Origin of the sequence: Pseudomonas putida, assembly GCF_028682395.1 — a bacterium.
GTDB classification, from domain to species: domain Bacteria; phylum Pseudomonadota; class Gammaproteobacteria; order Pseudomonadales; family Pseudomonadaceae; genus Aquipseudomonas; species Aquipseudomonas putida_AB.
The window spans coordinates 190,610-216,488 of sequence record NZ_JANHLC010000008.1 but is presented as its reverse complement, the minus strand read 5'-3'; the positions used below and the strand labels follow the sequence as shown (position 1 = coordinate 216,488).

Genomic DNA, 25,879 nt, shown 5'->3' with positions numbered 1-25,879 from the left:
GGCTGAACTTCTGTTTGGCGCTAGGCTTCTATACCGGGGTCTGATGACGATGATTCTTAGAAATCACTAACGAAAATAGGAAGTTTCTGATGAAGCAACTGTTCTGTTTGGCTGCGCTTGCAGCCGCGTTGATGGGGCACGCTGTGACCGCGCAAGCGGCCGGGGTCGAATTGGCCGTGGGACAATCCGGCGAGTCGACCATGACGTACCGTCTGGGGTTGCGTTCGGACTGGGATAAAAGCTGGCTGCAAAGCGCGACCGGACGCCTGACCGGTTACTGGGACGGGGCCTACACCTATTGGGAGGGCGACAAGCGTTCGGCCAACCACAGCCTGTCGTTTTCACCGGTACTGGTCTATGAGTTCAACGGCGAGACGGTCAAGCCCTATGTCGAGCTGGGCGTCGGCGTGGCAGGGTTTTCCAATACCTATGTGGAAGACAACAACCTGGGGTCATCCTTCCAGTTCGAGGACCGCATTGGTTTCGGCCTGCGTTTTGCCGGTGGGCATGAAGTGGGCATTCGCGCTACCCACTACTCCAATGCCGGGATCAAGAGTCCCAACGACGGCATAGAGAGCTATGCCCTGCACTACACCCTGGCGTTGTAACGCCGCCAGATCGCCAGCCGGGAGCCCGGCTCCCGGCTAGCGATTGTTTCAGCGATACGCCGTGGCAATGCCCCGGCGTTCTTCCAGGCACTCCGCCTCCCCGGTGGCGAACTCCCGACAGATCAATGGCCGTCGCTCATAGATAGTGCAGCGCATCGTGTCGCGATCCAGTGCCGCACACCAACCATCGTCCAGACGCAGCATGACTTCGCCGCCCCAGTCATCGGTGTCGATAAAGCGCTCGGGCACGCCGGTATCGGTGATCAGCAGCACTTCGAGCTGGCAGCAACAGGCGGCACAGGTCGAGCAGGTGATCGCCGGCTCGGCGATGTCGGTCAGGGGGATTGTGGTGGTCATAGGCGCGCAGTGTAAGGCAGTGGCTGGAACAGATGTGAAAGCACTGACAGGCGTTCAGGTATTTGCCCGTATAGGCCGAGCACGTGCCAGGCGGTGCAGCAGCGGGAGCAAGGCTGCCCAGAGCAGGCCGATCACGCCCATGGCCGGCCAAAGGCCCAGGGGAAAACTAACCCCGGCCAGTTGCGCGCCGGCGTAATACGCCAGCGGCCCGGCGAGCGCGCCCAGCAGGCTGGCGCGCCACCAGGGACGAGCGGTCCAGGCCAGGCAATGGCGCAGGGTCGTGGCCAGCAGCGGCCACAACAGCATCAGCCAGAGCGGGATCAGCACGGCCGGTTCCTGAAAGGCCAGGACCCCGGCCTGACGCAGCAAGGTGTCGACCAGGGTGCCCAGGAGCAGGACCCGGATCAGCAGGCGCGCTTCCTCACGCCAGTGCGGTGCCCACAGCAGGTGCAACGCCAGGATCGCAGCTACCACGAGCAGCCAGCGGCTGTCGCCGCCCAGTACGGCGGTGAACCACCCGAGCTGGAACAGCAGCGCATTGCCCAAGTTTCTAAGCATCGAATTTCTAAGCATCGAAGCGCCCGAGCAGGGGCTGCGCCACGGCGGCCGGCTTGGCCAGCAGCAATTGGGCGGTGCCGATCGTGCGCTCCAGAAAACCGCCCTCGCAATAACACAGGTAGAACTCCCACAAGCGCAGGAAATAGTCGTCATAACCCAGCTCGGTCAATCGCCCGTGGGCGCGGCGAAAGTTCTCGTGCCACAGGCGCAGGGTCCGGGCGTAATGCAGGCCGAAGTCCTCCATGTGCAGCAGGTTCATATCGGTGTCGCGGCCGACGATTTCCAGCATCTTGTGCACCGATGGCAGCGCGCCGCCGGGGAAGATGTAGCGTTGGATAAAGTCCACACTGCGCTTGGCCTGCTCGTAGCGCTGTTCGCGAATGGTGATGGCCTGCAGCAGCATCAAGCCGTTGTCGTTGAGCAGGCGCGCGCATTGCTGGAAATAGGTCGGCAGAAAGCGATGGCCGACGGCTTCGATCATTTCAATGGACACCAGTTTGTCGTATTGGCCACTGAGATCGCGGTAGTCCTCCAGCAGCAGGGTGACGCGGTCCTGCAGGCCGAGGGCGTCGATCCGCTCGCGGGTGTAGGCGAATTGCTCGCGCGACAGGGTCGTGGTGGTGACTCGGCAGCCATAATGCTGCGCCGCATAGAGCGCCATGCTGCCCCAGCCGGTGCCGATTTCCAGCAGGTGGTCTTCGGGGCGCAGGGCGAGTTTCTGGCAGATGCGTTCCAGCTTGTTCAACTGGGCCTGCTCCAGGCTGTCGTCGGCGCTGCGAAACTGCGCGGCGGAGTACATCATGGTCGGGTCGAGAAACTGCTCGAACAGTTCGTTGCCCAGGTCGTAGTGGGCTGCGATGTTTTTCTGCGAACCTTTACGGGTATTGCGATTGAGCCAGTGCAGGCCCTGTACCAGTGGCCGACCCAGGCGTGCCAGGCCGCGCTCCATGCCGTCGAGTACCTCCAGATTGCTGACAAACACGCGGACTACCGCCGTCAGGTCCGGCGAGCTCCAATAACCGTGGATAAAGGCCTCGCCCGCGCCGATGGAGCCATTGCCGGCGACCATGCCCCAGACCGCCGGGTCGTGGATATGGATTTCCCCCAACAAGCTCGCGCCGCTGCTGCCGTACAGCTGGCGCTGGCCGTCCTCGATGATCAGCAACTGGCCTGCGCGCAACTGTTCGAGCTGGCGCAGTACGCCCCGGCGCAGCAAGTGGCTGGTCAGGTTGTGGGTATTGAGCAGGCGGCCTCTATTCACCAGGCTAGCGCTTTTCATGGGGCTGTTCCTCGGGTGGCATGGCCGCGACGCGAAATGTTCCGTCGGCAGCCTGATGGGGGAAAATCGGCAGGCGTTTGAGCAGCAGGCGCAAGGCTTGCCAGTAGATTGCCAGGCAAGTCTTGGCGGTCATCCAGGGAAACTGCCACAGGTGGCGATGCAGGCTGCGGCGGCTCAGCGACTGGCGTTGCAGGTTGAGGGTGGCGTCAAATACCTTGGTCTCACCCTGCCAGTCGGCCATATGCACACCGAGGCGCTCGGCGGCGGGGCTGAAGCTCATGCGGTATTCCAGATCCCGGGGCAGAAAGGGCGAGACATGGAAGGCCTTGGCGACGGCAAAATGCTGATGGTTGTCGCCCTGGGCGGGCAGTACATAGTGATAGCGCTCGCGCCAGGGCGTATTGGTGACTTCGCAGAGAATCGCCGCCAGGCGTCCGTCGGCTTCATGGCAGTAGAAGAAACTCACCGGGTTGAAGGCCAGCCCCCAACTGCGCACCTGGGTCAGCAAGCACACCGATCCCTGGGGAATATGGCCCAGGGCCAGGCCGACCTGCTGGCGCACGGCGTCGATCAGGGGCATGCCCTGGCTCGTGAAGGTTTGCAGGTAGTCGCGCTCTCGCAGGGAAAACGCGGCCAGGCGGTGGCTGCCGGCGAGGGGTGAAAGGGCGAACACTTGCGCCTGCTCCTCCAGGTCGAGGTAGAGCAGGCCAATCCGATAGCGGAAGGCATGGGCCCGTGGTGCAAAGCGCCGATGGACGATCCAGCCGCTGTACAGGGCGCTGTTCACAAGGTTTCCCCGAAGGCCTGGGCGACCCGCAGGGCGCTGACGACGCCGTCTTCGTGAAAGCCGTTGGCCCAATAGGCGCCGCAATAGTAGCTGTGGTGCTGGCCATGCAGTTCCTGCCAGCGTTGCTGCGCGGCGACGGCGGCCAGGCTGTATTGCGGATGGGCATAGCGCCAGCGCCCGAGAATGGCATGGGGGGCGATGGCCGCGGTTTGGTTGAGGCTGACGCAGAAGGTGGTCGGGCTCTCGATGCCCTGCAGGATGTTCATGTCGTAGGTCACGGCGGCCGGGGCCTGGCCGGGAGCGCCGAGCCGGTAGTTCCAGCTGGCCCAGGCCAGGCGTCGCGAGGGCAGCAGCGTGGTATCGGTGTGCAGCACCACTTCGTTGTCGGCATAGGGCAAGGCGCTCAGTACTTCGCGTTCGGCCTGGCTGGGTTCGGCCAGCAGCTTCAGGGCCTGGTCGCTATGGCAGGCGAAGACCACCCGGTCAAAGTGCTCGCGGCCGGCGGCGCTGTGGATAACTACGCCGAATTTGTCCCGCTCGACCTGTGTCACTGGGCAGTCGAGGCGAATGCGCTGGCGGAAACTGGCGCTCAGCGGTTCGATGTAGCGGCTCGAACCGCCTTCGATCACGCACCACTGCGGCCGATTGCTGACCGAAAGCAGGCCGTGATTTTTGAAAAAACGTACAAAGAATTGCAGGGGGAAATCGAGCATCTGTGCCAGTGACATCGACCAGATCGCCGCGCCCATGGGCACGATGTAATGTTCGATAAAGCGTTCGCCGTAGCCGCGTGCCTGCAAATAGGCGCCCAGGCGCATATCGGCGGCGATGCGCTGCTGCTCCAGATCGTCCTGGGCCTGGCGGTTGAACCGCAGGATATCGCGCAGCATGCCCCAGAAACCGGGGGACAGCAGGTTGCGCCGCTGGGCAAACAGGCTGTTGAGGTTATTACCGTTGTACTCCAGCCCGGACGCCGGATCGCACACGGAAAAGCTCATCTCGGTGGGTTTGAAGGCCACACCCAGTTGCCCGAGCAGGCGGATGAAGTTGGGGTAGGTCCAGTCGTTGAACACGATAAAGCCGGTATCGATGGCCAGCGTCTGGCCGTTGGCCGTGACCTCGACCGTATGGGTATGGCCGCCCAGTCGCGCGTCGGCTTCGAACAGGCAGATATCGTGGCGCCGGTTCAGTAGATAGGCGCAGGTCAGGCCGGAGATACCACTGCCGATAATGGCGACTTTCATTGCGTACCTCCATCGCGGGCCAGGCGTTTGCCGATGCCGACCTGCCAGCGCCTCGGCAGAAGGGCGAGCAGGCGCAATACACGGGTAAACAGGGCGGGGAAGGTGATGTCGCGGGGGTGTTTGTCCAGGCGCGCGCAGATGAACTGCGCGGCCTGTTCGGCGGACCAGCGCTGGGGCATGGGGAAGTCGTTGGCGGCCGTCAGCGGGGTGTCGACAAAACCCGGGTTGATGACCGTGACATCGATGCCTTCGCGCGCCAGGTCCAGGCGCAGGGATTCGAGCAGGTAGCGCAGCCCGGCCTTGGAGGCGCCATAGGCACCGGCCCGCGGCAAGGGCAGGTAGGTGACCGCGCTGGCAACGCCTACCAGATGCGGGCGGTTGCCGCAGCGCAGTAAAGGGAGGGCGGCTTCGATGCAGTAGCTGGTGCCGAGCAGATTGACCCGCAGGACCCGCTCGATCAGCGTCGCATCAAAGGCTACGGCGTCGATGTATTCGCAGGTGCCGGCGTTGAGCAGGGCCATATCCAGGGCCCCCCACGCCTGTTTGATGCGTTTGCCGATCTCGCGCACTTCCAGGCGCTCGCCCAGATCGCCCGCCACCACCAGCACTTGCCCGGGAAAGCGCTCGGACAGGGCTTCCAGGGGCTCGGCATGACGAGCGCTAAGTGCCAGGTGGTCGCCGTTTTTCAACAGGTTCTCAGCCAGTGCCGCGCCTATACCGCTGCTGGCGCCGGTGAGCCAGATACGTCGTGGGGTACTCATGCCAATCTCCTTTTCAGCCAGGCAATAACGCGGCCCATCATGGGTAAGTGTTCGTAGAGCAGGGCACCGGCATCGAAGTAGTCGCGATGGCGGTAGACCCGGTCGTGCCAGAGCAGGTGGGAGCAGCCCTCGACACTGATGGCCCGGCCGCCGGCCAGGCGTGGATGGCTGTAGCGCATGTTCCAGCGCAGATAGCCTTCGCCTTCGGCCACCTGATCGAAGCCGTGAAAGGTGAAGCGCAACTCGTCGACGTTGCTGTACAGCTCGGCGAAATACCGGCGCAGCTCGGCCAGGCCCTGCACTTCATGCAAGGGGTCGGTAAAGCGCACATCGACGCTGTACAGCTCGTCCAGGCGTTGCAGGTTGTGCCTGTCGAGTTCGCTAAAGGCCTGGGCGAAGCGGCGCAGGAAGTCACTCATCGAAGGCCAGCTCCAGGCGTGAGGGCAGGGCCTTGAACGCCGCCAGCGCACGGGCGCGGGTGCTGCTCAGGTCGACCATGGGCGGCGGGTAGCCGGGCACCCCGAACAGGCCGCCGAGGGCGGCAGGGTTGTGGACATCCTTGTGATTGAGCGACGCCAGTTCGGGCAGCCAGCGCTTGATAAAACGCCCTTGGCTGTCGAATTTGGCCGACTGGCTCAGCGGATTGAAAATGCGGAAGTACGGCGCCGCATCGGTGCCGGTCGAGGCGCTCCACTGCCAGCCGCCATTGTTGGCCGCCAGGTCGCCGTCGATCAGGTGGCGCATGAAAAAGCGCTCGCCTTCACGCCAGTCGATCAACAGGTTCTTGGTCAGGAACATCGCCACCACCATGCGCAGGCGGTTGTGCATCCAGCCGGTTTCCAGCAGTTGGCGCATGGCCGCATCGATAATCGGCAGGCCGGTGCGCGCTTCCTGCCAGGCGGCCAGCTCTTCGGGAGCGTGGCGCCAGGCCAGGGCTTCGGTTTCCGGGCGAAACGCGCGATGGCGGGAGACGTGCGGATAACCGACCAGGATATGTTTGTAGAACTCGCGCCAGAGCAGTTCGTTGATCCAGGTGACAACGCCGGGCCGGCCGCTGTCGAATTCGCCCTGGTTGGTGCGCAGGGCAGCGTGCAGGCATTGGCGCGGCGAGATCACCCCGGCCGCCAGATAGGCCGATAGTTGGCTGGTGCCGGGCTGTGCCGGCAGGTCGCGAGCGTCCTGGTAGTGTTCGATCGGCTCGTCGGCAAAGTCGGCCAGGCGCCGCTGGGCTTCGGCTTCGCCGGCGGGCCAGAGGGCGCGCAGGCTGGCGCTGGGTGTGGCGAAACCCGCGACGGCAGACGGAATCGGGTCGCTGCCCAGCCCCAGCGGTGCCTGCTGGGCGGGTCGGGTGACCAGCGGTGGTAGTGCGCTGTGCAGGCGTGCGTAGCAGACCTTGCGGAACTGGCTGAAGACCTGGAAGTAGCCGCCGCTTTTGGTCAGTACACTGCCGGGTTTGAACAGCAATTGATCGAGGTAGCTGCGCACGTGGATGCCCTGGTCTTCCAGAACCTGGGTCACGGCCTGGTCGCGGCGGCTTTCATGCACGCCGTATTCTTCATTCAGGTGCACGCCCTGAATGTTCAGGTGCTGGCAGAGTTCGAGCAGTGCCTGCGGGACATCGGCCCAGGTCGGCGCCGTGCGGATCAGCAGGGGGATATTCAGGGCGCCAAGGGCCTGGCTCAGTTCGGCCAGGTTGCGCAGCCAGAAGTCGACCTTGCAGGGCGCGTCGTCATGGGCAAGCCACTGCTGCGGGGTGAGCAGGTAGACCGCGACCGTTGGCCCCTGCTGGGTCGCGGCGCTCAGGGCGGTGTTGTCATGTAGGCGCAGGTCGCTGCGCAGCCAGATCAGTTGCATGGTTGTTCCTTGGGGCGTGAAGCGGGGTTAGATGAGCCCGAGTCGAGTCAGCGTGCCAATGGCCGCGAGCGGGTTTTCGGCCAGGGACACATCAGCCACCTGCTCAGTCAATACGAGCAATTCGCTCGAATGGATGCATACCGCTGGTCCGCTTATCAGCACCGGGCACCCGCAGCCGGCCAGCAACCTGGGCAGTGCTGAGACGTTGAGGGTGGTGCTGGCATACAGCACGACGGCGCGGGGCTTGAGGTGTTCGACCGCCAGGGCCAGTTCGCCGGCCGGCAGCGGCCAGTCGAAGACCTCTACCGGGCAATCGGCGCTGCTGGCCAGCCAGGCGCTCAGCCACAGGTGCGGTTCGAAGGCGAGCGTCGAGTGGTTGACCAGCAGCAGGGGCGGGCCACTTAACTGGCGGTTGTTGTGGTAGATCCGGGCGCCCAGCTTGCTACGCAGCCAGGAGTGGAAAAATACCCGCTCCAACTGGGCTCCGAACTGGCCCTGCCAGCGCTGTTCAAGCTCGGCTAGCAGGGGCAGCAGCAGTTGCTCGCAGACGGTGCGCGGCGGATAGAGAGAGATCGCCTGGTTGATGCTGTCGTCCAGCTGGCGTTCGGCCTGGGCGGCGATGGCCTGCACGATGTTCCCGTGTAGGCGCTGCCAGTCACTATCGGGCGTGACCGACAGGGCCGTTGGGGTGTCCAGCAGCAGGGCGACCTGGCTGACGGCGACGCCACGGTTGAGCCAGGTCAGGATCGTCAGGATCCGTTGCACATGCTCGTGCGAATACAGCCGGTGCCCCTTGGCCGTACGGTGCGGCACGATGAGCCCGTAGCGCCGTTCCCAGGCACGCAGGGTGACCGCATTGACTCCGGTCAGGCGCGAGACTTCGCGAATGGGCAACCAGTCGGTGTCCTGTGGCGGCTCAGCCTGGGGGACAGACGTTAGATGATCCAGGGAAGAGTGGTCCATGGTCACAGGGCGTTTCTGAGGCTGAGGTTTTCCGGGTGCGGCTGCAGATACACCTGCCGGGCAATATAGGGATCGGGGTGTAGACGAAAGTGGTGCTTGAGCAGTGTCAGCGGTACCACCAGCGGGACGATGCCATGGCGGTACTGGCCAATCAGGTGCTGGACTTCGCGTTTGTCCTCGGCACTGAGGTTTTGCTTGAGGTAGCCGCTGATGTGCAGCAGGACATTGGTGTGGGTGCGGCGGGTCGCGCATTTTTTCAGCGCGGCCATCAGCTCGCTGAAATACCGGGGGGCAATCTGTTGCGGATCGACGCGGCCCATGCTGCCAAGCAGATTGCCCAGCACTTTGTATTGCACAGGATTGTGGGCCATCAGCAGGTATTTGTAGCGTGAGTGGAAGTCGGTCAGGCCGCGGCGCGTGATGCCCTGGGCGATCAGCTGTTGCCAGGCGGCATAGGCGAAGACCCGGGTCAGGAAGTTTTCGCGCAGCACCGGGTCGTTGAGGCGGCCGTCTTCTTCCACCGGCAGGTCGGGGTGGCGGCTACAGAAGGCCTGGGCATAGATGCCGCGCCCACGGGGTTCGGCCGGCCGGCCCTGGGGTTGATAGACCTTGACCCGCTCCAGCCCGCAGGACGGTGATTGCTGCATAAAGATATAGCCGCAGATTCCGTCCAGATCCCCGGCCATACGTTCACCGTAGGCGGCCAGGGCGCTGGTGACGTTAAGGTTCGGGTCGAGGCTGCCGACGGCGCTGGGTTGTTGTGGGTCGCCGACCAGGCGAATCGGCGCGCGGGGCGTGCCCATGCCAATGGCGACTTCGGGGCAGACCGTAATGAAGTCGAAGTATTCGCTCAGGGTCTGGCTGCACAACCGGGATTCCTTGTGCCCACCGTTGTAGCGAACCTCCAGCCCCATCAGGCAGGCGCTGACGGCGATTTTTGGCTTTGCGGCAGTGGAAAGTGAACTGGCCATGGCGATTCCTTGAGTGTTTCTTGTACATGATTATTTTCATGTACAGGTTTTACTCATCATAGGAACTGCCATGTACAAGTCAATTATTTTGTATAGGTTTTTTTGCGAGCATGCTCGTTCTTGCCGAGGCGTGGGCGCCGATGGTTACTTCCAGCCGGCTTGCCAGGCATCGCCGTCTTTCAGCACTTGCCAGGGAAGGCGCTGGTTGCGCTTGCTGAGGACGGCCTGCAATTCGATTTCAAGCACGGTGCCGTCTTCGGCACAGAACACTTCAGTCACCAGGAAATGCTTTTCCCGGTGCTGAATCACGGCGGCTGTCCATTTCGACAGCAGCAGTTTGCGTGGGTTGAGGCGATTCATTCGAGGTGTTCGAGCAGTCGGCGCGCCGCTTCCTGGCCACTGAGCCAGGCGCCTTCGACACGTCCGGACAGGCACCAGTCGCCACAGACATAGAGACCCAGGTCGGCATCGGCCAGGGTGCCCCATTCGTGGGCGCTGGCCGGGCGGGCATAAAGCCAGCGATGGGCGAGGGTAAAGGTCGGTGCGGGAATGGTGATATGCAGCAGCTCGGCGAAGGCGCCGTGCAGGTGCTCGATCACGGCTTCCTTGGACAGGTCCAGGTGCTGTTTGCTCCAGGCGCTGGTGGCGTGCAGCACCCAGGTATCGAGCTGGCTGTCACGCCCCGGTTTGCTGCGATTGCGCGCGAGCCAGTCAAGGGCGCTGTCCTGGACGAAGCAGCCTTCCATGGGCGTATCCAGTGGCGTGTCGAAGGCCAGGGCGATGGCCCAGGTCGGCTCCATCTGCACGCCGGCGGCGGCGCTGGCGAGTTTCGGTGCGGCAGCCAGCAGGGCGGTGGCCTGGGGCGCCGGGGTGGCGATCACGACATGGCTGTAGGGGCCATGGCTAACGCCTTCGGCGTCGAGTAGGTGCCAGTGCTGTTCGCCGCGAAAGACTTCGGTGATCCGGCAGGCGAAATGGGCCGTCAAACTGCCCAGCAAGCCGCGGGTGATCGCACTCATGTGAGGGGTGCCCACCCAGCGGGTCTGCTCGTCGGGAGAGGAACCCAACTGGCCACCCTGATAGGTATAGAGCAGCGGGTCCCACTCCGCGACCCAACCCAGGGCCTGCCAGCGCTGGACTTCGTTGCCGAAACGGCGGTCACGGGTGGTGAAGTACTGCGCTCCCAGGTCCAGCGCGCCGGCGTCGCTGCGCTTGCTGGACATGCGTCCGCCGCTGCCGCGGCTCTTGTCGAACAACTCCACGGTTTGCCCGGCCTCGTGCAGGGCCTGGGCGGCCGAGAGTCCGGCAATGCCGGTACCGATTATTGCGATGGGTACAGTCATGGGGGGCCTCGTTACCTGTTTGTAAGGCACAGCCTACGCTGTCGTTAAAACCTGTACAGAATTATTTTTTGGTATAAGTTAGGGCCAAGTGGTCCGTCCAGTCTGTCCTACTGTTAAAGGTGCAGCCTCTTCAATAGGGAGTCTGTGGGGCTGAAAAGATTACTGGGTATAAAAATAGACTAGCGCTGCGGGAAAAACGCCACGGGAGGAAAAAAGTCATGCACATTTTGCTGACCGGCGGTACAGGTCTCATCGGTCGCCAGCTTTGCCACTACTGGCTGGCGCAAGGGCATCGCTTGAGTGTGCTGAGCCGGCGGCCCGAGCAGGTTGCCCGGCTGTGCGGTGCGCCGGTGCGCGGCGTGGCCACACTCGAAGAACTCGATGGCGAAGCGCTGGACGCGGTGGTCAATCTGGCAGGTGCGCCCATTGCCGACCGACCCTGGACCCATAAGCGCAAGGCTTTGCTGTGGAGCAGCCGGGTCACCCTGACCGAGTCGCTGCTGGCCTGGCTGGAGCGGCGCGAGCAACGTCCCGAAGTACTGATTTGCGGATCGGCGGTCGGCTGGTACGGCGACGGTGGCGAGCGGGAGTTGGACGAGACGTCGACGCCAGTCAGCGAGGATTTTGCCAGCCAGTTGTGCATTGCCTGGGAAGAGACTGCGCAGCGGGCCGAGGATCTGGGCATCCGTGTGGTCCTGGTGCGCACCGGCCTGGTGCTGGCGCCGGGGGGCGGCTTTTTGTCACGCCTGCTGCTGCCATTCAAGCTGGGGCTCGGTGGGCCTATTGGCACTGGGCGACAATGGATGCCGTGGATACATATCGACGATGAAATTGCCCTGATAGATTTTCTTCTGCATCGCCGCGACGCCTCAGGTCCTTATAATGCCTGCGCGCCCAATCCGGTACGCAACCGCGAATTTGCCAAGGCGCTGGGTGCGGCGCTGCATCGCCCGGCGTGTGTGCCGCTGCCGGCCTTTGTCCTGCGCCTGGGGCTGGGTGAGTTGGCCGTGCTGCTGCTCGGCGGCCAGCGCGCTCTGCCCAGCCGTTTGCTGGCGGCAGGTTTCACTTTTCAGTTCACCGATTTGCCTGCGGCCCTCGACAATGTGTCCGCTCGCCTCGAAAAATAGGATGTTGCATGACCGATCACGCGCTGTTGCTGGTCAATCTGGGTTCGCCGGCCTCCACTTCGGTGGCCGACGTTCGCCGCTATCTCAACCAGTTTCTGATGGACCCGTATGTGATCGACCTGCCGTGGCCGGTGCGGCGTTTGCTGGTGTCGCTGATCCTGGTCAAGCGCCCCGAGCAGTCGGCCCACGCCTATGCCTCGATCTGGTGGGATGAAGGTTCGCCGCTGGTGGTGCTGAGCCGTCGTCTGCAACAGGCGATGACCACGCAGTGGCGCCACGGCCCGGTAGAACTGGCCATGCGTTATGGCGAACCGTCGATCGAGCGTGTGCTGACCCGCCTGGCGGGCCAGGGCATCAAGAAAGTGACGCTGGCGCCACTGTATCCACAGTTTGCCGACAGCACCGTAACCACAGTGATCGAAGAAGCCCGGCGCGTGGTCCGCGAGAAAAAACTCGCGATCAGCTTCGCGATTCTCCAGCCGTTCTACGACCAGCCGGAATACGTGGATGCGCTGGTGGCCAGTGCCAAGCCCCATCTGGCCCAGGACCACGATCACCTGCTGCTCAGCTTCCATGGTTTGCCCGAGCGGCATTTGAAAAAACTCAACCCGGGGCACTGCTTCGAGGGTGGCGGGGAATGCTGTGCCAGGGCCCCGGCCGCAGTGGTCGCGACCTGTTATCGCGCCCAGTGCCTGCGCACTGCGCAAGCCTTTGCCGAGCGACTGGGGTTGGAGGAGGGCAAGTGGTCGGTGTCGTTCCAGTCGCGGTTGGGCCGCGCTAAGTGGATCGAACCCTATACCGAGGCGCGCCTGGATGAGCTGGCCAAACAGGGGGCGAAGAAGATTCTGGTGATGTGCCCGGCGTTTGTGGCCGATTGCATCGAGACCCTCGAAGAGATCGGTGACCGCGGGCGCGAGCAGTTTATCGAGGCGGGAGGCGAGGAGTTGGTACTGGTGCCGTGTCTCAATGACGAGCCGCAGTGGGCGGAGGCCTTGAATACATTGTGCGAGCGGGCGCAGGTAGAGGCTTGAAACATCGCGACCCCGAGCTCGCCTACCGCCTGATGGGGTAGGTACGAGCGGGGCCGCGAGCTGTTCCTTAGAGCAGTGGCTCGTCCGGCTTCTTGTTTTTCCAGCCGTCATTGCCCGGCAGGATCAGGTTCAGCGCAATGGCCACCACGGCGCACAGCGCGATGCCCTTGAGGCCGAAGTCGTCCGGTCCGGTGCCTGTACCAACCAGCACGCCACCAATGCCGAAGACCAGCGTGACCGAGACGATCACCAGGTTGCGCGCCTCGCCCAGATCGATCTTGTGGCGGATCAGGGTGTTCATCCCCACCGCGGCAATCGAGCCGAACAGCAGGCAGAGGATCCCGCCCATCACGGGCACTGGAATGCTCTGCAGCAGCGCGCCGAACTTACCGATAAAGGCCAGGCTGATGGCAAAGATTGCCGCCCAGGTCATGATCTTCGGGTTGTAGTTCTTGGTCAGCATTACCGCGCCCGTCACCTCGGCATAGGTGGTGTTGGGCGGGCCGCCAAACATGCCGGCCGCGGTGGTGGCGATGCCGTCGCCGAGCAGCGTGCGGTGCAGGCCGGGCTTCTTCAGGTAGTCGCGACCGGTCACGCTGCCGACCGCAATCACCCCGCCGATATGCTCGATGGCCGGTGCCAGGGCCACGGGAACGATAAACAGGATGGCCTGCCAGTTGAACTCCGGAGCCGTGAAGTGCGGCAGGGCGAACCAGGGGGCGGCGGCGATCTTGGCGGTGTCGACGACGCCAAAGTAGAACGACATGGCAAAGCCCACCAGCACACCGGAAATAATCGGCACCAGGCGGAAAATACCCTTGCCGAACACCGCCACGATCAGGGTGGTCAGCAGCGCGGGCATGGAAATCAGCATGGCGGTCTGATAGTGAATCAGCTCGCTGCCGTCGCCAGCCTTGCCCATGGCCATGTTGGCGGCAATCGGGGCCATGGCCAGGCCGATGGAGATAATCACCGGGCCGATGACCACGGGCGGCAGCAGGCGGTCGATAAAGCCGGTGCCCTTGATCTTCACGGCCAGGCCGAGAAAGGTGTAGACGAAGCCCGCCGCCATCACGCCGCCCATGGTCGCGGCGAGGCCGAACTGGCCCTTGGCGAGAATGATCGGGGTGATAAAGGCAAAGCTCGATGCCAGGAAGACCGGCACCTGACGTCCGGTGACCAGTTGGAACAGCAGAGTCCCCAGACCCGCGGTAAACAGCGCGACGTTAGGGTCGAGGCCGGTGATCAGAGGCATCAGGACCAGCGCGCCAAAGGCCACGAAAAGCATCTGCGCGCCGGAGAGCACCTGGCGCCAAAGCGGGTCGTTGAACTCATCCTGCATGCTTAGGCGTCCTTCTGCTTGGTACCGAAGATCTTGTCGCCGGCATCGCCCAGGCCCGGGATGATGTAACCGTGCTCGTTCAGGCACTGGTCAACGGAAGCGGTGTAAATCGTCACGTCCGGGTGCGCCTTCTCGACCACGGCGATCCCTTCGGGCGCGGCGACCAGCACCATGGCGCAGATCTCCTTGCAGCCGGCTTTTTTCAACAGGTCGATGGTGGCAACCATCGAGCCGCCGGTGGCGAGCATCGGGTCGATGATCATGGCCAGGCGTTCGTCGATTTCCGGAACCAGTTTTTCCAGGTAGGTATGGGCTTCGAGGGTTTCCTCGTTGCGGGCCACGCCGACGGCGCTGACCTTGGCACCCGGGATCAGGCTGAGGACGCCTTCGAGCATGCCGATACCGGCGCGCAAGATCGGCACCACGGTGATCTTCTTGCCGGCGATCTTCTCGACCTGCACGGTGCCGCACCAGCCCTGAATGTCGTAGGTTTCCAGCGGCAGGTCCTTGGTCGCTTCGTAAGTCAACAAAGCGCCGACTTCCTGGGCAAGTTCACGAAAGTTCTTCGTGCTAATGTCGGCGCGGCGCATAAGGCCGAGCTTGTGGCGGATCAGCGGATGGCGGATCTCACGAATGGGCATGGGGATGACTCCGGGGCGGGCAAAAAAACCCGGCTAGATTAATCTATCCGGGGTTTATGTCCTATAGACAAGCTGTACGTTAGTCCATAAACGCTTGATCTGACCCCGCCGGATGCGTACCTTTGCCGGCTTTTCTTGCACAGCCCCCCTTGGAGAGCGACATGTCCGCTGATCTCGAGCATATCCGTCAAGTCAAGCGCGAAGCTGACTGCCTGTACACCAATGCCGAAGTCGAAGCGGCCATCGCCGAAGTCGGCGCGCGGATCAACGCCGATCTGGCCGAGCGCAACCCAGTGGTGTTCTGCGTGATGAATGGCGGGCTGATTTTCGCCGGCAAGCTGCTGACCCACCTCGATTTCCCACTGGAAGCCTCGTACTTGCACGCCACGCGCTATCGCAATGAAACCAGCGGCGGCGATCTGTTCTGGAAGGCCAAGCCGGAAGTCTCGTTTATCGACCGCGACGTGTTGATCATCGATGACATCCTCGATGAAGGGCATACCCTCGGCGCCATTATCGATTTCTGCAAACATGCCGGCGCCCGTGCCGTGCATACCGCGGTACTGATCGACAAGGACCATGACCGCAAGGCCCGTCCCGATCTGAAGGCCGACTACGTCGGGCTGCCGTGCATCGATCGCTACATCTTTGGCTACGGCATGGACTACAAGGGCTACTGGCGCAACGCCGCAGGCATCTTCGCGGTCAAGGGCCTGTAACCATGGGCCAGGCCAGTTTCCTCGATCAGTCATTGTTCAGCGAGCTGGCCGCCCAGGCCGCGGCCAATCCCCGCGGCCGTCAGCACCACAACTTCCACCAGATGGAAGAACCCTGCCATCGCATGGCCGTGGCGCTGCAACCTTCTACCTACGTACCTCCCCATCGCCATTTAAGTGCCGACAAGGCCGAGACCTTGCTGGTCCTCAAGGGACGTCTGGGCGTGCTGATCTTCGACGAGTCCGGTGCCGTTCTGGCCAGGCGCGTGTTGCAGGCCGGTGGCGAATGCCTGGGCGTCGATCTGCCGGCCGGGGTGTTCCACGGCCTGGTGGCGCTGGAAGCCGACAGCTTGATGTTCGAGTGCAAGGCCGGGCCGTATCGGCCGGTCGGTGATGGCGAGTTGGCGCCCTGGGCGCCACGTGAAGGCGACGCCGGTGTGGCCGAATACCAGGCGTGGATGCGCCGCCAGTTCGATTGAATGGCGCACCAGGCCCTGAAGTAGAGGCTTTGGCGCGGCTGCTGGCTTATCATTCGCTGCCTAACGATAACCATCGGGTTCGATCGGCATGCTGGCCATTTTCCTGCAGACACTCAATATCACCGCCCCGGTGTTCGCCATGCTGTTTCTGGGGGTGGTGCTCAAGCGATTGGCGCTGATCAACGACAGCTTTATCCACACCGCGTCGGCGCTGGTCTTCAATGTCAGCATGCCGGCGTTGTTGTTTCTGGGGATCATCCACGCGGATCTGCATTCGGCCTGGCAGCCTCGCCTGCTCGGTTACTTCACCGTGGCGACCCTGGTCTGCTTTGCCGGCGCTTGGGGTTGGGCGCTCTGGCGTTGTCCGCGTGAGGATCGGGGGATCTATACCCAGGGCGCCTTTCGTGGCAACAACGCGATTATCGGCCTGGCGTTGGCGGCCATGCTCTATGGCAGCTACGGCATCTCCCTCGGGGCGATCCTCGCCGGCCTGGTGATTCTGCTCTACAACACGCTGTCGACCGTGGTGTTGGCGGTGTATAGCCCGAACATCAAGTCCGACCCCTGGAGCATCTGCAAAAGCGTGGTGAAGAACCCGTTGATCATTGCGGTGCTCACGGCCATCCCTTTCGCCGTGTTCCAGATTGGCCTGCCGGGCTGGTTGCAGACCAGCGGTGAGTACCTGGCGCAGTTGACCTTGCCACTGGCGCTGATCTGTATCGGCGGCACCTTGTCGCTGGCTTCGTTGCGCACCAGCGGCCGGTTGGCGCTCAGTGCCAGCCTGCTGAAGATGATCACCTTGCCGTTGCTTGCGACCCTGGGCGCGTGGCTGTTCGGCTTTCGCGGGCCGGAGTTGGGGATCCTGTTCCTGTACTTTGCCAGCCCGACCGCTGCGGCGAGCTTTGTGATGGCGCGAGCGGCCAACGGCAACCACGACCTGGCGGCGGCGATTATCGTGATGACCACGCTGATGGCGGCGATCACCACTAATATCGGGATCTTCGTGCTGCAACTGGGCGGCTGGATGTAACCGCCGCCACGGGGTATCAGCTGGGTGGCTGGTAGGTGTCGATCACTTCCTGGGCGGCGCGGAAGGCATCGATGGCCGCCGGTACGCCGGCATAGACCGCGCAATGCAGCAGCGCTTCGCGAATCTCCTCCACCGTGCAGCCATTGTTCAACGCGCCGCGTACATGGCCCTTGAGTTCCTGCGGGCACTTGAGGGCGGTCAGGGCGGCGAGGGTGATCAGGCTGCGGGTCTTGAGTGGCAGGCCTTCGCGGTTCCAGACCCCGCCCCAGGCATGCTCATTGACAAAGTCCTGCAGGGGTTGGGTGAACTCGGTGGCATTACCCAGCGCTCTGTCGACAAAGGCATCGCCCATGACCTGGCGACGCATTTCAACGCCGGACGCTTTGGGGTGATCGCTCATGGTGTCTCCTTGTGATGTTGACGACGCCAGGCCCGCAGCGAAGAGAACAGCAGAAACGCCACGAGCGCCGGCAGGATGTAAAACAGCATCAGGTTTTCCAGGCGCGCCGCCAGCGGCATGCCGGTGGTGAACGTCACCACATGCAGCCCGTACACCAGGTACAGGCCGAGAAAGACCAACCCTTCGGCCCGGGTGACCCGATAGCCGCTATAGAACACCGGCAGGCAGAGCGCGGCGACGCCGAGCATCACCGGTAGGTCGAAATCCAGGGCATTGGGCGAGACCGACAGCGGGGTCGGTGCGACGAGGGCGGTAATCCCGAGCACGCCCAGTAGATTGAAGAGATTGCTGCCAATCACGTTGCCCACGGCGATATCGCGCTGGCCGCGCAGGGCCGCGATCAGCGAGGTGGCCAGGCCCGGAAGCGAGGTGCTGACGGCGACCACGGTCAAGCCGATGATGCGCTCCGACAAGCCCAGGTCGGTGGCCACTTCCACGGCCGCGTCGAGCAGCAGGTGGCCGGCGCCGATCAACAGCAGCAAGCCGCACAGCATCAGGGCCAGGCTACTGAGCCAGGGCGCGCGCCGCGGCGGTGCTGGGTGGTGGCTGGAGGCGCGCGCGGAGTGACGGGACTGGCGTAGCAACAGGCCGAGGTACAGCGCCAGCAAGGCCAGCAGCAGTACGCCGTCGAGTCGGCTGAAGGCCTCGTCCAGCGCCAGGATAAAGACCAGGGAACTGGCGAGGATCATGCCGGGAATATCCAGGCGGATCAGCTGGCGCGCCACGCGCAGGGGGATGATCAGTGCCGATAGGCCGATCACCACCAGGCTATTGAAAATATTACTGCCGATCACGCTGCCGACCGCGATATCGCTGCTTTGGGCAAAGGCTGCCTGCAGGCTGACGGCCATCTGCGGGGCACTGCTGCCCAGGGCCACGATGCTCAGGCCGATCAGCAACGGGCGTACATGCAGCCGTGCCGCCAGGCGCACAGCCGCGCGTACCAGCAGTTCCGCACCGGCAATCAACAGGATCAGGCCGCCGATCAGTTGCAGCAGGCTAAAGGGGGAAACAGCGCTCAATCCAAAAATGATCGGGCTCCAGGTCAGTCGTCGAGGCTTTGCACGCGCACGCGGGCGGTGCCGCTGCGCAGCATACCCAATTGCTCGGCGGCCTGGTGTGAAAGGTCGATCAATCGTCCGCGGGTATGGGGGCCGCGATCATTGATACGCACCACGACGCTGCGGTCATTACTCAGGTTGGTCACCCGCACGCGCGTGCCAAACGGCAGTTGCCGATGGGCGGCAGTCAGGGCGTGCTGGTCGAAGGGTTCGCCGCTGGCGGTACGTTTGCCGTGATGGCGAGCGCCGTAGTAAGAGGCGATGCCCTCGGCGTCATAGCCATGGGGATCGACACGCTGGCTGGAGCAGCCGGCGAGGAGGCAGAGCAGGACGCTGAAAAGAAACAGGCGTTTCATGGCGCGGTTCCGGACAAGGGACTGGCGGCACCCTTGCGGATGCCACCAGCGAACCCGCTCCCGAGGGGGCGGAGAGTGCCTAGCCTTCGAGCTTGCTCTTGAGCAGTTCGTTCACTTGCTGCGGGTTGGCCTTGCCTTTGGAGGCTTTCATGGCCTGGCCGACGAAGAAACCGAACATCTTGCCGCGCTTGGCTTCATCGGCGGCGCGGTACTGTTCGACCTGCTCGGCGTTGGCCGCGAGCACTTCGTCCAGGACCTTCTCGATCGCCCCACTGTCGGTGACCTGCTTGAGGCCGCGTTTCTCGATGATCTCGTCGGCACTGCCTTCGCCGTTGGCCATGGCTTCAAAGACCATCTTGGCGATCTTGCCGGAGATGGTGTTGTCCTTGATGCGCAACAGCATGCCGCCTAGTTGCTCGGCGCTGACCGGCGATTGCTCGATTTCGATCCCCAGCTTGTTCAGCAGGCTGCCCAGCTCGACCATGACCCAGTTGGCCGCCAGCTTGGCGTCGCCGCCGATGCTGACCACCTGCTCGAAGTAATCAGCCTGCTCGCGGCTCGAAGCCAGCACGCTGGCGTCGTAGACCGACAGCCCGAACTGCGACTGGAAGCGTTCGCGCTTCTGCGGCGGCAGCTCGGGCAGGGTGGCGCGGACTTCGTTGAGGAACGCGTCCTCGAGCACCACAGGCAGCAGGTCAGGATCGGGGAAGTAACGATAGTCGTTGGCTTCTTCCTTGCTGCGCATTGGACGGGTTTCGTCCTTGTTCGGATCGTACAGGCGGGTCTGCTGGATGACCTTGCCGCCGTCTTCGATCAGCTCGATCTGGCGCCGGACTTCGGTGTTGATCGCCTTCTCGATAAAGCGGAACGAGTTGACGTTCTTGATCTCGCAGCGGGTGCCGAATTCGGCCTGGCCCTTGGGGCGCACCGACACGTTGCAGTCGCAACGCAGCGAGCCTTCGGCCATGTTGCCGTCGCAGATACCCAGGTAACGCACCATGGCGTGGATCGCCTTGACGTAGGCCACGGCTTCCTTGGCATTGCGCATATCCGGCTCGGACACGATTTCCAGCAGCGGTGTGCCCGCGCGGTTCAGGTCGATGCCGCTGGCGCCGTTGAACTCTTCGTGCAGGCTCTTGCCCGCATCTTCTTCCAGGTGCGCGCGCGTGATGCCGACGCGCTTGACGGTGCCGTCTTCCAGCGGGATATCCAGGTAGCCCTTGCCGACGATCGGCAATTCCATCTGGCTGATCTGGTAGCCCTTGGGCAGGTCCGGGTAGAAGTAGTTCTTGCGGGCGAACACGTTGTGCTGGCCGATCTCGGCGTCGATGGCCAGGCCGAACATCACGGCCATGCGCACGGCTTCCTGGTTCAGGACCGGCAGTACGCCGGGCATGCCCAGGTCGACCAGGCTGGCCTGGGTATTGGGCTCGGCACCGAAGGTGGTGGCGCTACCGGAGAAAATCTTCGATTGGGTGGCGAGCTGGGTGTGAATCTCCAGCCCGATGACGACTTCCCATTGCATATGTGTCTCCTCAGAAGCCGGTAGGTGTGCGCGTGTGCCAGTCGCTATTCAGCTGGTACTGGTGCGCAACGTTGAGCAGGCGGCCTTCCTGGAAGTACGGGGCCAGCAATTGCACGCCGACCGGCAGGCCGTCGACGAAACCGGCCGGCATCGACAGGCCCGGCAGGCCTGCGAGGTTGGCGGTGATGGTGTAGACGTCTTCCAGGTAGGCGGCGATCGGGTCGCTGCTCTTGTCGCCAATCTTCCAGGCCGGGTTGGGCGTGGTCGGGCCGAGGATGATGTCGACCTCGGTGAAGGCGCTCATGAAGTCGTTCTTGATCAGGCGGCGGATCTTCTGCGCCTTGAGGTAGTAGGCGTCGTAGTAGCCGGCGGACAGCGCATAGGCGCCGACCATGATCCGGCGCTGGACTTCGGCGCCGAACGCTTCGCCACGCGAACGCTTGTAGAGGTCTTCCAGGTCCTTGGGGGCCGCGCAGCGATAGCCGAAGCGCACGCCGTCGAAACGCGACAGGTTGGAGGAGGCCTCGGCCGGGGCGATCACGTAGTACGCGGGAATGGCGTGCTGCATGTTCGGCAGGCTGATTTCCTTGATGACCGCGCCGAGTTTTTCCAGGGCCTTGACGCTGTCCTGGATCAGGGTGGCGATGCGCGGGTCGAGACCGGCGCTGAAGTATTCCTTCGGCACACCGATGCGCAGGCCCTGCAACGAATCGCCGAGGTTGGCGCTGTAGTTCGGTACGGGTTCGTCGATGCTGGTGGAGTCTTTGGGGTCGAAGCCGGCCATGCCTTGCAGCAGCAGCGCGCAGTCTTCGGCCGTGCGCGCAAGCGGGCCGCCCTGGTCGAGGCTGGAGGCGTAGGCAATCATGCCCCAGCGTGAAACGCGCCCATAGGTCGGTTTCAGGCCGGTGAGGTTGGTCAGCGCCGCGGGCTGGCGGATCGAACCGCCGGTGTCGGTGCCGGTGGCCGCCGGCAACAGGCGGGCCGCCACTGCCGCCGCGGAGCCGCCGGAGGAACCGCCGGGCACGCGTTCCAGGTCCCAAGGGTTTTTGGCTGCGCCGTAGTAGCTCGATTCGTTGCCCGAGCCCATGGCGAATTCGTCCATGTTGGTCTTGCCCAGGCTCACGGCCCCGGCTTCGGCCAGTTTGGCGACCACGGTGGCGTCGTACGGGGCCTTGAAGTTGTCGAGCATCTTCGAGCCGCAACTGGTGCGGATGCCCTGGGTGCAGAACAGGTCTTTGTGGGCGATGGGCGCACCGAGCAGGGCGCCGCTTTCACCCTTGGCACGGCGTACGTCGGCGGCGCGGGCCTGGGCGAGCGCGGACTCTTCGGTAAGGCTGATAAAGCTGTTGAGCTGGGGATCTAGCTGGGTAATGCGCGCCAGCAGGGTCTGGGTCAGCTCCTCGGAGGAGAATTTCTTGTCGGCGAGTCCGCGTGCGATCTCGGCCAGAGTCAATTGATGCATTGCAGGCTCTTTCCCTTTAGTCGATGACTTTCGGAACCAGGTACAGGCCGTTTTCGACCGCTGGGGCGATGGCCTGGTAGGCCTCGCGCTGATTGTGCTCGGTGACGATGTCGGCACGCAGGCGCTGGCTGGCTTCCAGTGGGTGGGCCAGGGGCTCGATACCGTCGGTATCGACCGCTTGCATTGCATCGACCAGCCCGAGAATGCTGTTCAGGGCCGAAGTGATGTGTGGAAGATCGGCATCATTGAGGCCAAGGCAGGCCAGATGTGCGATTTTTTCCACGTCGGAGCGTTCAAGCGCCATGGGAATCTCCAGTGGAAGGTCGAACGGACAACGTCCGTATGTAGGTGCATGTGTTAGATTGTCGGAACACTACCGCATTTCTACGGTCTATGGCCGCGATTGTGGGGTTTGGGGCACAGAAAAACGGCTAATTTAACATATTGGCGCCTTGCCCAAAATCCCTGTCGTTGTTAGAGTTTGCCGCACTTTTTTACCCACGCGTTGCCTAGGGTCCCTTTCCCATGTTCAAGAAACTGCGTGGCATGTTTTCCAGTGATCTTTCCATTGACCTGGGCACTGCCAACACCCTTATTTACGTGCGTGAGCGCGGTATCGTCCTGAATGAGCCATCGGTTGTGGCCATTCGTACCCATGGCAATCAGAAAAGTGTCGTTGCCGTCGGCACCGAAGCCAAGCGTATGCTCGGCCGTACACCTGGCAATATTGCTGCCATTCGTCCGATGAAAGACGGCGTGATCGCCGACTTCAGCGTTTGCGAGAAAATGCTGCAGTACTTCATCAACAAGGTGCATGAAAACAGTTTCCTGCAGCCCAGCCCGCGAGTGCTGATCTGCGTGCCTTGCAAATCGACCCAGGTCGAGCGCCGGGCCATCCGTGAATCGGCCCTGGGTGCCGGTGCACGTGAGGTGTTCCTGATCGAAGAACCCATGGCCGCCGCTATCGGTGCCGGTCTGCCGGTCGAAGAAGCCCGCGGTTCGATGGTCGTCGATATCGGGGGTGGTACCACCGAAATCGCACTGATCTCCCTGAACGGTGTGGTGTATGCCGAATCCGTACGGGTGGGTGGCGACCGTTTCGACGAAGCAATCATTACCTATGTACGCCGCAACTACGGCAGTCTGATCGGCGAATCGACTGCCGAGCGGATCAAGCAGGAAATCGGCACCGCTTACCCGGGTGGCGAAGTCCGTGAAGTGGATGTCCGCGGCCGTAACCTGGCCGAAGGTGTTCCACGTGCCTTCACCCTGAACTCCAACGAAGTGCTGGAGGCTCTGCAAGAGTCCCTGGCGACCATCGTTCAGGCGGTGAAAAGCGCCCTGGAGCAATCGCCGCCGGAACTGGCTTCGGATATCGCCGAGCGTGGCCTGGTGCTGACCGGTGGTGGCGCCTTGCTGCGCGACCTCGACAAGCTGCTGGCCCAGGAAACCGGCCTGCCGGTGATCGTTGCCGAAGATCCACTGACCTGCGTGGCTCGCGGTGGCGGTCGTGCATTGGAAATGATGGATAAACACACCATGGATCTGCTTTCCAGCGAATAAGTCGCGCCGGATGCCCATGGGTTACCGCCAGCAGGTAGCACTTTGCAGTGCTGCCTGTTGTCGTTTGTATTCAATCAATCTTTATCCAGGCCGGTTTGAAGCTGTATGAACACATTGAATATCCAGCTCGAAGGAGCGGCTTATTAAACCGCTTTTCACCAAAGGGCCCTCACTGGGCGTGCGCCTGCTGGTGCTGGCGGTGCTATCGGTCGCGTTAATGGTGGTCGATGCCCGCTTTACCGTTCTCAAGCCGGTTCGCAGCCAGATCTCCCTTGTACTGATGCAGTCCTATTGGATTACCGATCTGCCCCAGCGTCTGTGGCAGGGTGTGGCCAGCCAGTTTGGCAGCCGTACCGAGTTGGTCGCCGAGAACGAAAAACTACGTACCGAAGCCTTGCTGTTGCAGGGGCGTCTGCAGAAGCTGGCGGCCTTGACCGAGCAGAACGTCCGCCTGCGCGAGTTGCTCAACTCCTCCGAGCTGGTCAACGAGAAGGTCGAAGTGGCCGAGCTGATCGGCATGGACCCCAATCCCTTTACCCATCGCATCATCATCAACAAGGGTGAGCGCAATGGCGTGGTCCTCGGCCAGCCGGTGCTCGATGCCCGCGGCCTGATGGGCCAGGTGGTCGAGCTGATGCCGTACACCTCCCGTGTATTGTTGCTGACCGACACCACCCACAGTATTCCCGTACAGGTCAATCGCAATGGCCTGCGTGCCATTGCCAGCGGCACCGGAAACCCGGAGCGCCTGGAACTGCGCCATGTCGCCGATACCGCCGATATCAAGGAAGGCGACCTGTTGGTCAGCTCCGGCCTGGGCCAGCGCTTCCCGGCGGGTTATCCGGTGGCGACGGTCAAGGAAGTGATCCACGATTCCGGGCAACCGTTCGCCATTGTGCGGGCCGTGCCGACGGCTGCGCTCAATCGCAGCCGCTACCTGTTGTTGGTGTTCAGCGACAGTCGCACTCCCGAAGAGCGTGCCAATGACGCCGCGCGAGCCCAGGAGGCCGAGCGCAATGGCGAAAACGGTCCGGTGCTGCCGCCAGCCAGCGTCACCCCGCCGGCGGCCGCGCCGGTCGTCGCTCCTGCGGCACCGGCCGCTGTCGTCAAACCGCCGGTCAAACCCGTCAAGCCAGCAGCTGCGGCGCCGGCCAGCCCCCGGAGGCAGGAATAATGGTCGCCACCCACTCGCGTAATGGCTGGATCGTTTGGCTGACATTTGCCATTGGCCTGTTGCTCAGTGTTTCGCCGCTGCCGCAGTTCATGGAAGTGCTCCGTCCACTGTGGCTGGCATTGTTGCTGGCATTCTGGGCGTTGGCCTTGCCGCACAAGGTCGGCATGGTCACGGCCTGGATGCTGGGTCTGGCTGAGGACGTGCTCTACGGCACGTTGCTGGGGCAGAACGCCCTGATCCTGACCCTGATCACGTTCCTGGTCCTGTCCCTGCAGCAGCGACTGCGGATGTTCCCGATGTGGCAGCAAAGCCTGGTGATCCTGGTGGTGTTCGGTCTGGCACAGCTGGTCCAGCTCTGGCTCAGCGCCTTGACGGGCAACCGCCAGCCAACCCTGGCGCTGGTGCTGCCGGCCCTGGTCAGTGCCCTGTTGTGGCCATGGATCAGTTTTGGCCTGCGTGGCCTGAGCCGTCGCTACAAAATCAATTGAGTGGATTGCGAGCCATGTTCTGGTCGCCCATCCCGGCATGGAGCTGTCTTGATGAACGCGCTCTACCTGGCTTCCGGCTCACCCCGTCGCCGTGAATTGCTGACCCAGATCGGCGTGCCGTTCACCCAAGTGAACGCCGCCATCGATGAAACCCCATTGCCCCATGAATCCCCTGCTGCCTATGTCGAGCGCTTGGCGCTCGGCAAGGCGGCGGCGGGATATGCGTGCCTGGCGAACAACGAGCAGCCCTCCACGCCGTTCTGCGTGCTGGGGGCGGATACGGCCGTGGTGCTCGATGGGCGCATCCTCGGCAAGCCATTGCATGAGGCGGACGCCGTAGAAATGCTACTGGCTTTGTCTGGGCGCGAGCATGAGGTCCTGACTGCCATTGCCTTGCTCGACAGTCGTCGTCGGGAAACCCGGGTGGTCAGTAGTCGCGTGCGTTTTCGGCCGATTTCACAGGACGAAGCCAAGGCCTACTGGGCCAGCGGTGAACCCCGGGACAAGGCCGGTGGATACGGGATCCAGGGGCTGGGCGGGGTGTTCGTCGCCGGCCTGAATGGCAGTTATTCTGCCGTGGTGGGCCTGCCCGTATGCGAAACCGCAGAACTGCTTGGCCATTTCGGCATACCCTGTTGGCAAAAACCGAGCGAGCGCTGATTGCCGACCGGCACATCGTGTGAACATGCCAGAACGAGA

Annotated in this window: 30 protein-coding genes; 10 read left to right on the top strand and 20 right to left on the bottom strand. The window is 63.0% G+C overall.

Annotated elements, in window-relative coordinates:
- The first annotated feature begins 89 nt into the window (after positions 1 to 89).
- Entirely contained in the window at positions 90 to 608 is a 519-nt protein-coding gene (locus NPS46_RS19235; RefSeq protein WP_274109930.1) for an acyloxyacyl hydrolase, read from the top strand.
- 48 nt (positions 609 to 656) lie between these two features.
- Here NPS46_RS19235 and NPS46_RS19230 read toward each other — a convergent pair whose 3' ends face one another.
- From NPS46_RS19230 to NPS46_RS19175, 12 genes are all read right to left on the bottom strand, one after another.
- Positions 657 to 965, bottom strand: a complete 309-nt coding sequence (locus NPS46_RS19230) for a YkgJ family cysteine cluster protein (RefSeq protein ID WP_274109928.1) — start codon at positions 963 to 965, stop codon at positions 657 to 659.
- A gap of 54 nt (positions 966 to 1,019) precedes the next feature.
- On the bottom strand, positions 1,020 to 1,523 hold the full coding sequence (locus tag NPS46_RS19225; RefSeq protein ID WP_274109926.1) for a DUF2878 domain-containing protein: 504 nt from the start codon (positions 1,521 to 1,523) through the stop codon (positions 1,020 to 1,022).
- Positions 1,524 to 1,530: 7 nt separating this feature from the next.
- Entirely contained in the window at positions 1,531 to 2,802 is a 1,272-nt protein-coding gene (locus NPS46_RS19220; protein ID WP_274109924.1) for an SAM-dependent methyltransferase, read from the bottom strand.
- Positions 2,789 to 3,589: a DUF1365 domain-containing protein gene (locus NPS46_RS19215; protein WP_274109922.1), complete on the bottom strand. Its 801-nt coding sequence runs from the start codon at positions 3,587 to 3,589 to the stop codon at positions 2,789 to 2,791. The genes NPS46_RS19220 and NPS46_RS19215 overlap by 14 nt, the downstream gene beginning before the upstream one ends.
- A complete protein-coding gene (locus NPS46_RS19210) occupies positions 3,586 to 4,833 on the bottom strand; it encodes an NAD(P)/FAD-dependent oxidoreductase (protein WP_274109920.1) in 1,248 nt (415 codons plus the stop codon). Before NPS46_RS19210 ends, NPS46_RS19215 begins: the two co-directional genes overlap by 4 nt.
- Positions 4,830 to 5,594 (bottom strand): SDR family NAD(P)-dependent oxidoreductase, encoded by a 765-nt coding sequence (locus tag NPS46_RS19205; protein WP_274109918.1) that lies wholly within the window; start codon positions 5,592 to 5,594, stop codon positions 4,830 to 4,832. Before NPS46_RS19205 ends, NPS46_RS19210 begins: the two co-directional genes overlap by 4 nt.
- The gene (locus NPS46_RS19200; protein WP_274109917.1) at positions 5,591 to 6,013 is read right to left on the bottom strand and encodes a nuclear transport factor 2 family protein; all 423 of its coding nucleotides are present in this window, start codon (positions 6,011 to 6,013) and stop codon (positions 5,591 to 5,593) included. The genes NPS46_RS19205 and NPS46_RS19200 overlap by 4 nt, the downstream gene beginning before the upstream one ends.
- The gene (phrB, locus tag NPS46_RS19195) at positions 6,006 to 7,448 is read right to left on the bottom strand and encodes a deoxyribodipyrimidine photo-lyase (RefSeq protein ID WP_274109916.1); all 1,443 of its coding nucleotides are present in this window, start codon (positions 7,446 to 7,448) and stop codon (positions 6,006 to 6,008) included. The genes NPS46_RS19200 and phrB overlap by 8 nt, the downstream gene beginning before the upstream one ends.
- Positions 7,449 to 7,475: 27 nt before the next feature.
- Entirely contained in the window at positions 7,476 to 8,411 is a 936-nt protein-coding gene (locus tag NPS46_RS19190; RefSeq protein WP_274109915.1) for a MerR family transcriptional regulator, read from the bottom strand.
- Positions 8,412 to 8,413: 2 nt separating this feature from the next.
- Positions 8,414 to 9,382, bottom strand: coding sequence for a YbgA family protein (locus NPS46_RS19185; RefSeq protein WP_274109913.1), 969 nt, complete (start codon positions 9,380 to 9,382; stop codon positions 8,414 to 8,416).
- Positions 9,383 to 9,526: 144 nt separating this feature from the next.
- On the bottom strand, positions 9,527 to 9,742 hold the full coding sequence (locus NPS46_RS19180) for a TIGR02450 family Trp-rich protein (protein WP_274109912.1): 216 nt from the start codon (positions 9,740 to 9,742) through the stop codon (positions 9,527 to 9,529).
- The gene (locus tag NPS46_RS19175; RefSeq protein WP_274109911.1) at positions 9,739 to 10,725 is read right to left on the bottom strand and encodes an NAD(P)/FAD-dependent oxidoreductase; all 987 of its coding nucleotides are present in this window, start codon (positions 10,723 to 10,725) and stop codon (positions 9,739 to 9,741) included. The genes NPS46_RS19180 and NPS46_RS19175 overlap by 4 nt, the downstream gene beginning before the upstream one ends.
- Before the next feature lie 218 nt (positions 10,726 to 10,943).
- Between NPS46_RS19175 and NPS46_RS19170 the strand changes: the two genes are divergently transcribed.
- Complete coding sequence (locus NPS46_RS19170; protein ID WP_274109910.1) at positions 10,944 to 11,852, top strand: TIGR01777 family oxidoreductase; 909 nt, start codon at positions 10,944 to 10,946, stop codon at positions 11,850 to 11,852.
- Between the two features lie 8 nt (positions 11,853 to 11,860).
- Positions 11,861 to 12,883 (top strand): ferrochelatase, encoded by a 1,023-nt coding sequence (gene hemH / locus NPS46_RS19165; protein WP_274109908.1) that lies wholly within the window; start codon positions 11,861 to 11,863, stop codon positions 12,881 to 12,883.
- A 67-nt stretch (positions 12,884 to 12,950) separates the two neighbouring features.
- On the opposite strand, the gene NPS46_RS19160 is transcribed toward hemH, so the two are convergent.
- Complete coding sequence (locus NPS46_RS19160; protein WP_274109906.1) at positions 12,951 to 14,225, bottom strand: uracil-xanthine permease family protein; 1,275 nt, start codon at positions 14,223 to 14,225, stop codon at positions 12,951 to 12,953.
- 2 nt (positions 14,226 to 14,227) lie between these two features.
- Positions 14,228 to 14,866 (bottom strand): uracil phosphoribosyltransferase, encoded by a 639-nt coding sequence (upp, locus tag NPS46_RS19155; protein ID WP_274109903.1) that lies wholly within the window; start codon positions 14,864 to 14,866, stop codon positions 14,228 to 14,230.
- Between the two features lie 161 nt (positions 14,867 to 15,027).
- Here upp and NPS46_RS19150 point away from each other — a divergent pair, with 161 nt between their 5' ends.
- The 3 genes from NPS46_RS19150 to NPS46_RS19140 all read left to right on the top strand — a co-directional run bounded on the left by NPS46_RS19150 (position 15,028) and on the right by NPS46_RS19140 (position 17,091).
- Positions 15,028 to 15,585 (top strand): hypoxanthine-guanine phosphoribosyltransferase, encoded by a 558-nt coding sequence (locus tag NPS46_RS19150; RefSeq protein WP_274109901.1) that lies wholly within the window; start codon positions 15,028 to 15,030, stop codon positions 15,583 to 15,585.
- A gap of 2 nt (positions 15,586 to 15,587) precedes the next feature.
- The gene (locus tag NPS46_RS19145) at positions 15,588 to 16,061 is read left to right on the top strand and encodes a WbuC family cupin fold metalloprotein (protein WP_274109899.1); all 474 of its coding nucleotides are present in this window, start codon (positions 15,588 to 15,590) and stop codon (positions 16,059 to 16,061) included.
- Positions 16,062 to 16,149: 88 nt separating this feature from the next.
- Positions 16,150 to 17,091 (top strand): AEC family transporter, encoded by a 942-nt coding sequence (locus NPS46_RS19140; protein WP_274109897.1) that lies wholly within the window; start codon positions 16,150 to 16,152, stop codon positions 17,089 to 17,091.
- Positions 17,092 to 17,107: 16 nt separating this feature from the next.
- Here NPS46_RS19140 and NPS46_RS19135 read toward each other — a convergent pair whose 3' ends face one another.
- The 6 genes from NPS46_RS19135 to gatC all read right to left on the bottom strand — a co-directional run bounded on the left by NPS46_RS19135 (position 17,108) and on the right by gatC (position 22,259).
- Positions 17,108 to 17,491: a carboxymuconolactone decarboxylase family protein gene (locus tag NPS46_RS19135; protein WP_274109895.1), complete on the bottom strand. Its 384-nt coding sequence runs from the start codon at positions 17,489 to 17,491 to the stop codon at positions 17,108 to 17,110.
- Positions 17,488 to 18,522, bottom strand: a complete 1,035-nt coding sequence (locus NPS46_RS19130; protein WP_425312764.1) for a calcium/sodium antiporter — start codon at positions 18,520 to 18,522, stop codon at positions 17,488 to 17,490. Before NPS46_RS19130 ends, NPS46_RS19135 begins: the two co-directional genes overlap by 4 nt.
- A gap of 74 nt (positions 18,523 to 18,596) precedes the next feature.
- Positions 18,597 to 18,968 carry a septal ring lytic transglycosylase RlpA family protein gene (locus NPS46_RS19125; protein ID WP_274109893.1) on the bottom strand — a complete coding sequence of 124 codons (372 nt, stop codon included), beginning with the start codon at positions 18,966 to 18,968 and terminating at the stop codon, positions 18,597 to 18,599.
- Between the two features lie 79 nt (positions 18,969 to 19,047).
- Positions 19,048 to 20,493, bottom strand: a complete 1,446-nt coding sequence (gene gatB, locus NPS46_RS19120; protein WP_274109891.1) for an Asp-tRNA(Asn)/Glu-tRNA(Gln) amidotransferase subunit GatB — start codon at positions 20,491 to 20,493, stop codon at positions 19,048 to 19,050.
- 10 nt (positions 20,494 to 20,503) lie between these two features.
- Complete coding sequence (gene gatA, locus NPS46_RS19115; protein WP_274109889.1) at positions 20,504 to 21,955, bottom strand: Asp-tRNA(Asn)/Glu-tRNA(Gln) amidotransferase subunit GatA; 1,452 nt, start codon at positions 21,953 to 21,955, stop codon at positions 20,504 to 20,506.
- Positions 21,956 to 21,971: 16 nt separating this feature from the next.
- Positions 21,972 to 22,259: an Asp-tRNA(Asn)/Glu-tRNA(Gln) amidotransferase subunit GatC gene (gene gatC / locus NPS46_RS19110; RefSeq protein ID WP_274109887.1), complete on the bottom strand. Its 288-nt coding sequence runs from the start codon at positions 22,257 to 22,259 to the stop codon at positions 21,972 to 21,974.
- A 221-nt stretch (positions 22,260 to 22,480) separates the two neighbouring features.
- Between gatC and mreB the strand changes: the two genes are divergently transcribed.
- The 4 genes from mreB (at position 22,481) to NPS46_RS19090 (ending at position 25,840) form a co-directional block, all read left to right on the top strand.
- Positions 22,481 to 23,518: a rod shape-determining protein MreB gene (gene mreB / locus NPS46_RS19105; RefSeq protein ID WP_002555108.1), complete on the top strand. Its 1,038-nt coding sequence runs from the start codon at positions 22,481 to 22,483 to the stop codon at positions 23,516 to 23,518.
- A 172-nt stretch (positions 23,519 to 23,690) separates the two neighbouring features.
- Positions 23,691 to 24,692, top strand: a complete 1,002-nt coding sequence (gene mreC, locus NPS46_RS19100) for a rod shape-determining protein MreC (protein ID WP_425312763.1) — start codon at positions 23,691 to 23,693, stop codon at positions 24,690 to 24,692.
- Positions 24,692 to 25,180: a rod shape-determining protein MreD gene (mreD, locus tag NPS46_RS19095; protein ID WP_274109885.1), complete on the top strand. Its 489-nt coding sequence runs from the start codon at positions 24,692 to 24,694 to the stop codon at positions 25,178 to 25,180. The genes mreC and mreD overlap by 1 nt, the downstream gene beginning before the upstream one ends.
- A 51-nt stretch (positions 25,181 to 25,231) precedes the next feature.
- Positions 25,232 to 25,840 (top strand): Maf family protein, encoded by a 609-nt coding sequence (locus tag NPS46_RS19090; protein WP_274109883.1) that lies wholly within the window; start codon positions 25,232 to 25,234, stop codon positions 25,838 to 25,840.
- Positions 25,841 to 25,879: the final 39 nt, after the last annotated feature.

What these genes read in the sequence shown, in the direction of transcription:
- NPS46_RS19235 (WP_274109930.1), top strand. Translation starts at nt 90, where the DNA reads ATGAAGCAACTGTTCTGTTTGGCTGCGCTTGCAGCCGCGTTGATGGGG.
- NPS46_RS19230 (WP_274109928.1), bottom strand. Translation starts at nt 965, where the DNA reads ATGACCACCACAATCCCCCTGACCGACATCGCCGAGCCGGCGATCACC.
- NPS46_RS19225 (WP_274109926.1), bottom strand. Translation starts at nt 1,523, where the DNA reads ATGCTTAGAAACTTGGGCAATGCGCTGCTGTTCCAGCTCGGGTGGTTC.
- NPS46_RS19220 (WP_274109924.1), bottom strand. Translation starts at nt 2,802, where the DNA reads ATGAAAAGCGCTAGCCTGGTGAATAGAGGCCGCCTGCTCAATACCCAC.
- NPS46_RS19210 (WP_274109920.1), bottom strand. Translation starts at nt 4,833, where the DNA reads ATGAAAGTCGCCATTATCGGCAGTGGTATCTCCGGCCTGACCTGCGCC.
- NPS46_RS19205 (WP_274109918.1), bottom strand. Translation starts at nt 5,594, where the DNA reads ATGAGTACCCCACGACGTATCTGGCTCACCGGCGCCAGCAGCGGTATA.
- NPS46_RS19200 (WP_274109917.1), bottom strand. Translation starts at nt 6,013, where the DNA reads ATGAGTGACTTCCTGCGCCGCTTCGCCCAGGCCTTTAGCGAACTCGAC.
- phrB (WP_274109916.1), bottom strand. Translation starts at nt 7,448, where the DNA reads ATGCAACTGATCTGGCTGCGCAGCGACCTGCGCCTACATGACAACACC.
- NPS46_RS19190 (WP_274109915.1), bottom strand. Translation starts at nt 8,411, where the DNA reads ATGGACCACTCTTCCCTGGATCATCTAACGTCTGTCCCCCAGGCTGAG.
- NPS46_RS19185 (WP_274109913.1), bottom strand. Translation starts at nt 9,382, where the DNA reads ATGGCCAGTTCACTTTCCACTGCCGCAAAGCCAAAAATCGCCGTCAGC.
- NPS46_RS19180 (WP_274109912.1), bottom strand. Translation starts at nt 9,742, where the DNA reads ATGAATCGCCTCAACCCACGCAAACTGCTGCTGTCGAAATGGACAGCC.
- NPS46_RS19175 (WP_274109911.1), bottom strand. Translation starts at nt 10,725, where the DNA reads ATGACTGTACCCATCGCAATAATCGGTACCGGCATTGCCGGACTCTCG.
- NPS46_RS19170 (WP_274109910.1), top strand. Translation starts at nt 10,944, where the DNA reads ATGCACATTTTGCTGACCGGCGGTACAGGTCTCATCGGTCGCCAGCTT.
- hemH (WP_274109908.1), top strand. Translation starts at nt 11,861, where the DNA reads ATGACCGATCACGCGCTGTTGCTGGTCAATCTGGGTTCGCCGGCCTCC.
- NPS46_RS19160 (WP_274109906.1), bottom strand. Translation starts at nt 14,225, where the DNA reads ATGCAGGATGAGTTCAACGACCCGCTTTGGCGCCAGGTGCTCTCCGGC.
- upp (WP_274109903.1), bottom strand. Translation starts at nt 14,866, where the DNA reads ATGCCCATTCGTGAGATCCGCCATCCGCTGATCCGCCACAAGCTCGGC.
- NPS46_RS19150 (WP_274109901.1), top strand. Translation starts at nt 15,028, where the DNA reads ATGTCCGCTGATCTCGAGCATATCCGTCAAGTCAAGCGCGAAGCTGAC.
- NPS46_RS19145 (WP_274109899.1), top strand. Translation starts at nt 15,588, where the DNA reads ATGGGCCAGGCCAGTTTCCTCGATCAGTCATTGTTCAGCGAGCTGGCC.
- NPS46_RS19140 (WP_274109897.1), top strand. Translation starts at nt 16,150, where the DNA reads ATGCTGGCCATTTTCCTGCAGACACTCAATATCACCGCCCCGGTGTTC.
- NPS46_RS19135 (WP_274109895.1), bottom strand. Translation starts at nt 17,491, where the DNA reads ATGAGCGATCACCCCAAAGCGTCCGGCGTTGAAATGCGTCGCCAGGTC.
- NPS46_RS19125 (WP_274109893.1), bottom strand. Translation starts at nt 18,968, where the DNA reads ATGAAACGCCTGTTTCTTTTCAGCGTCCTGCTCTGCCTCCTCGCCGGC.
- gatB (WP_274109891.1), bottom strand. Translation starts at nt 20,493, where the DNA reads ATGCAATGGGAAGTCGTCATCGGGCTGGAGATTCACACCCAGCTCGCC.
- gatA (WP_274109889.1), bottom strand. Translation starts at nt 21,955, where the DNA reads ATGCATCAATTGACTCTGGCCGAGATCGCACGCGGACTCGCCGACAAG.
- gatC (WP_274109887.1), bottom strand. Translation starts at nt 22,259, where the DNA reads ATGGCGCTTGAACGCTCCGACGTGGAAAAAATCGCACATCTGGCCTGC.
- mreB (WP_002555108.1), top strand. Translation starts at nt 22,481, where the DNA reads ATGTTCAAGAAACTGCGTGGCATGTTTTCCAGTGATCTTTCCATTGAC.
- mreD (WP_274109885.1), top strand. Translation starts at nt 24,692, where the DNA reads ATGGTCGCCACCCACTCGCGTAATGGCTGGATCGTTTGGCTGACATTT.
- NPS46_RS19090 (WP_274109883.1), top strand. Translation starts at nt 25,232, where the DNA reads ATGAACGCGCTCTACCTGGCTTCCGGCTCACCCCGTCGCCGTGAATTG.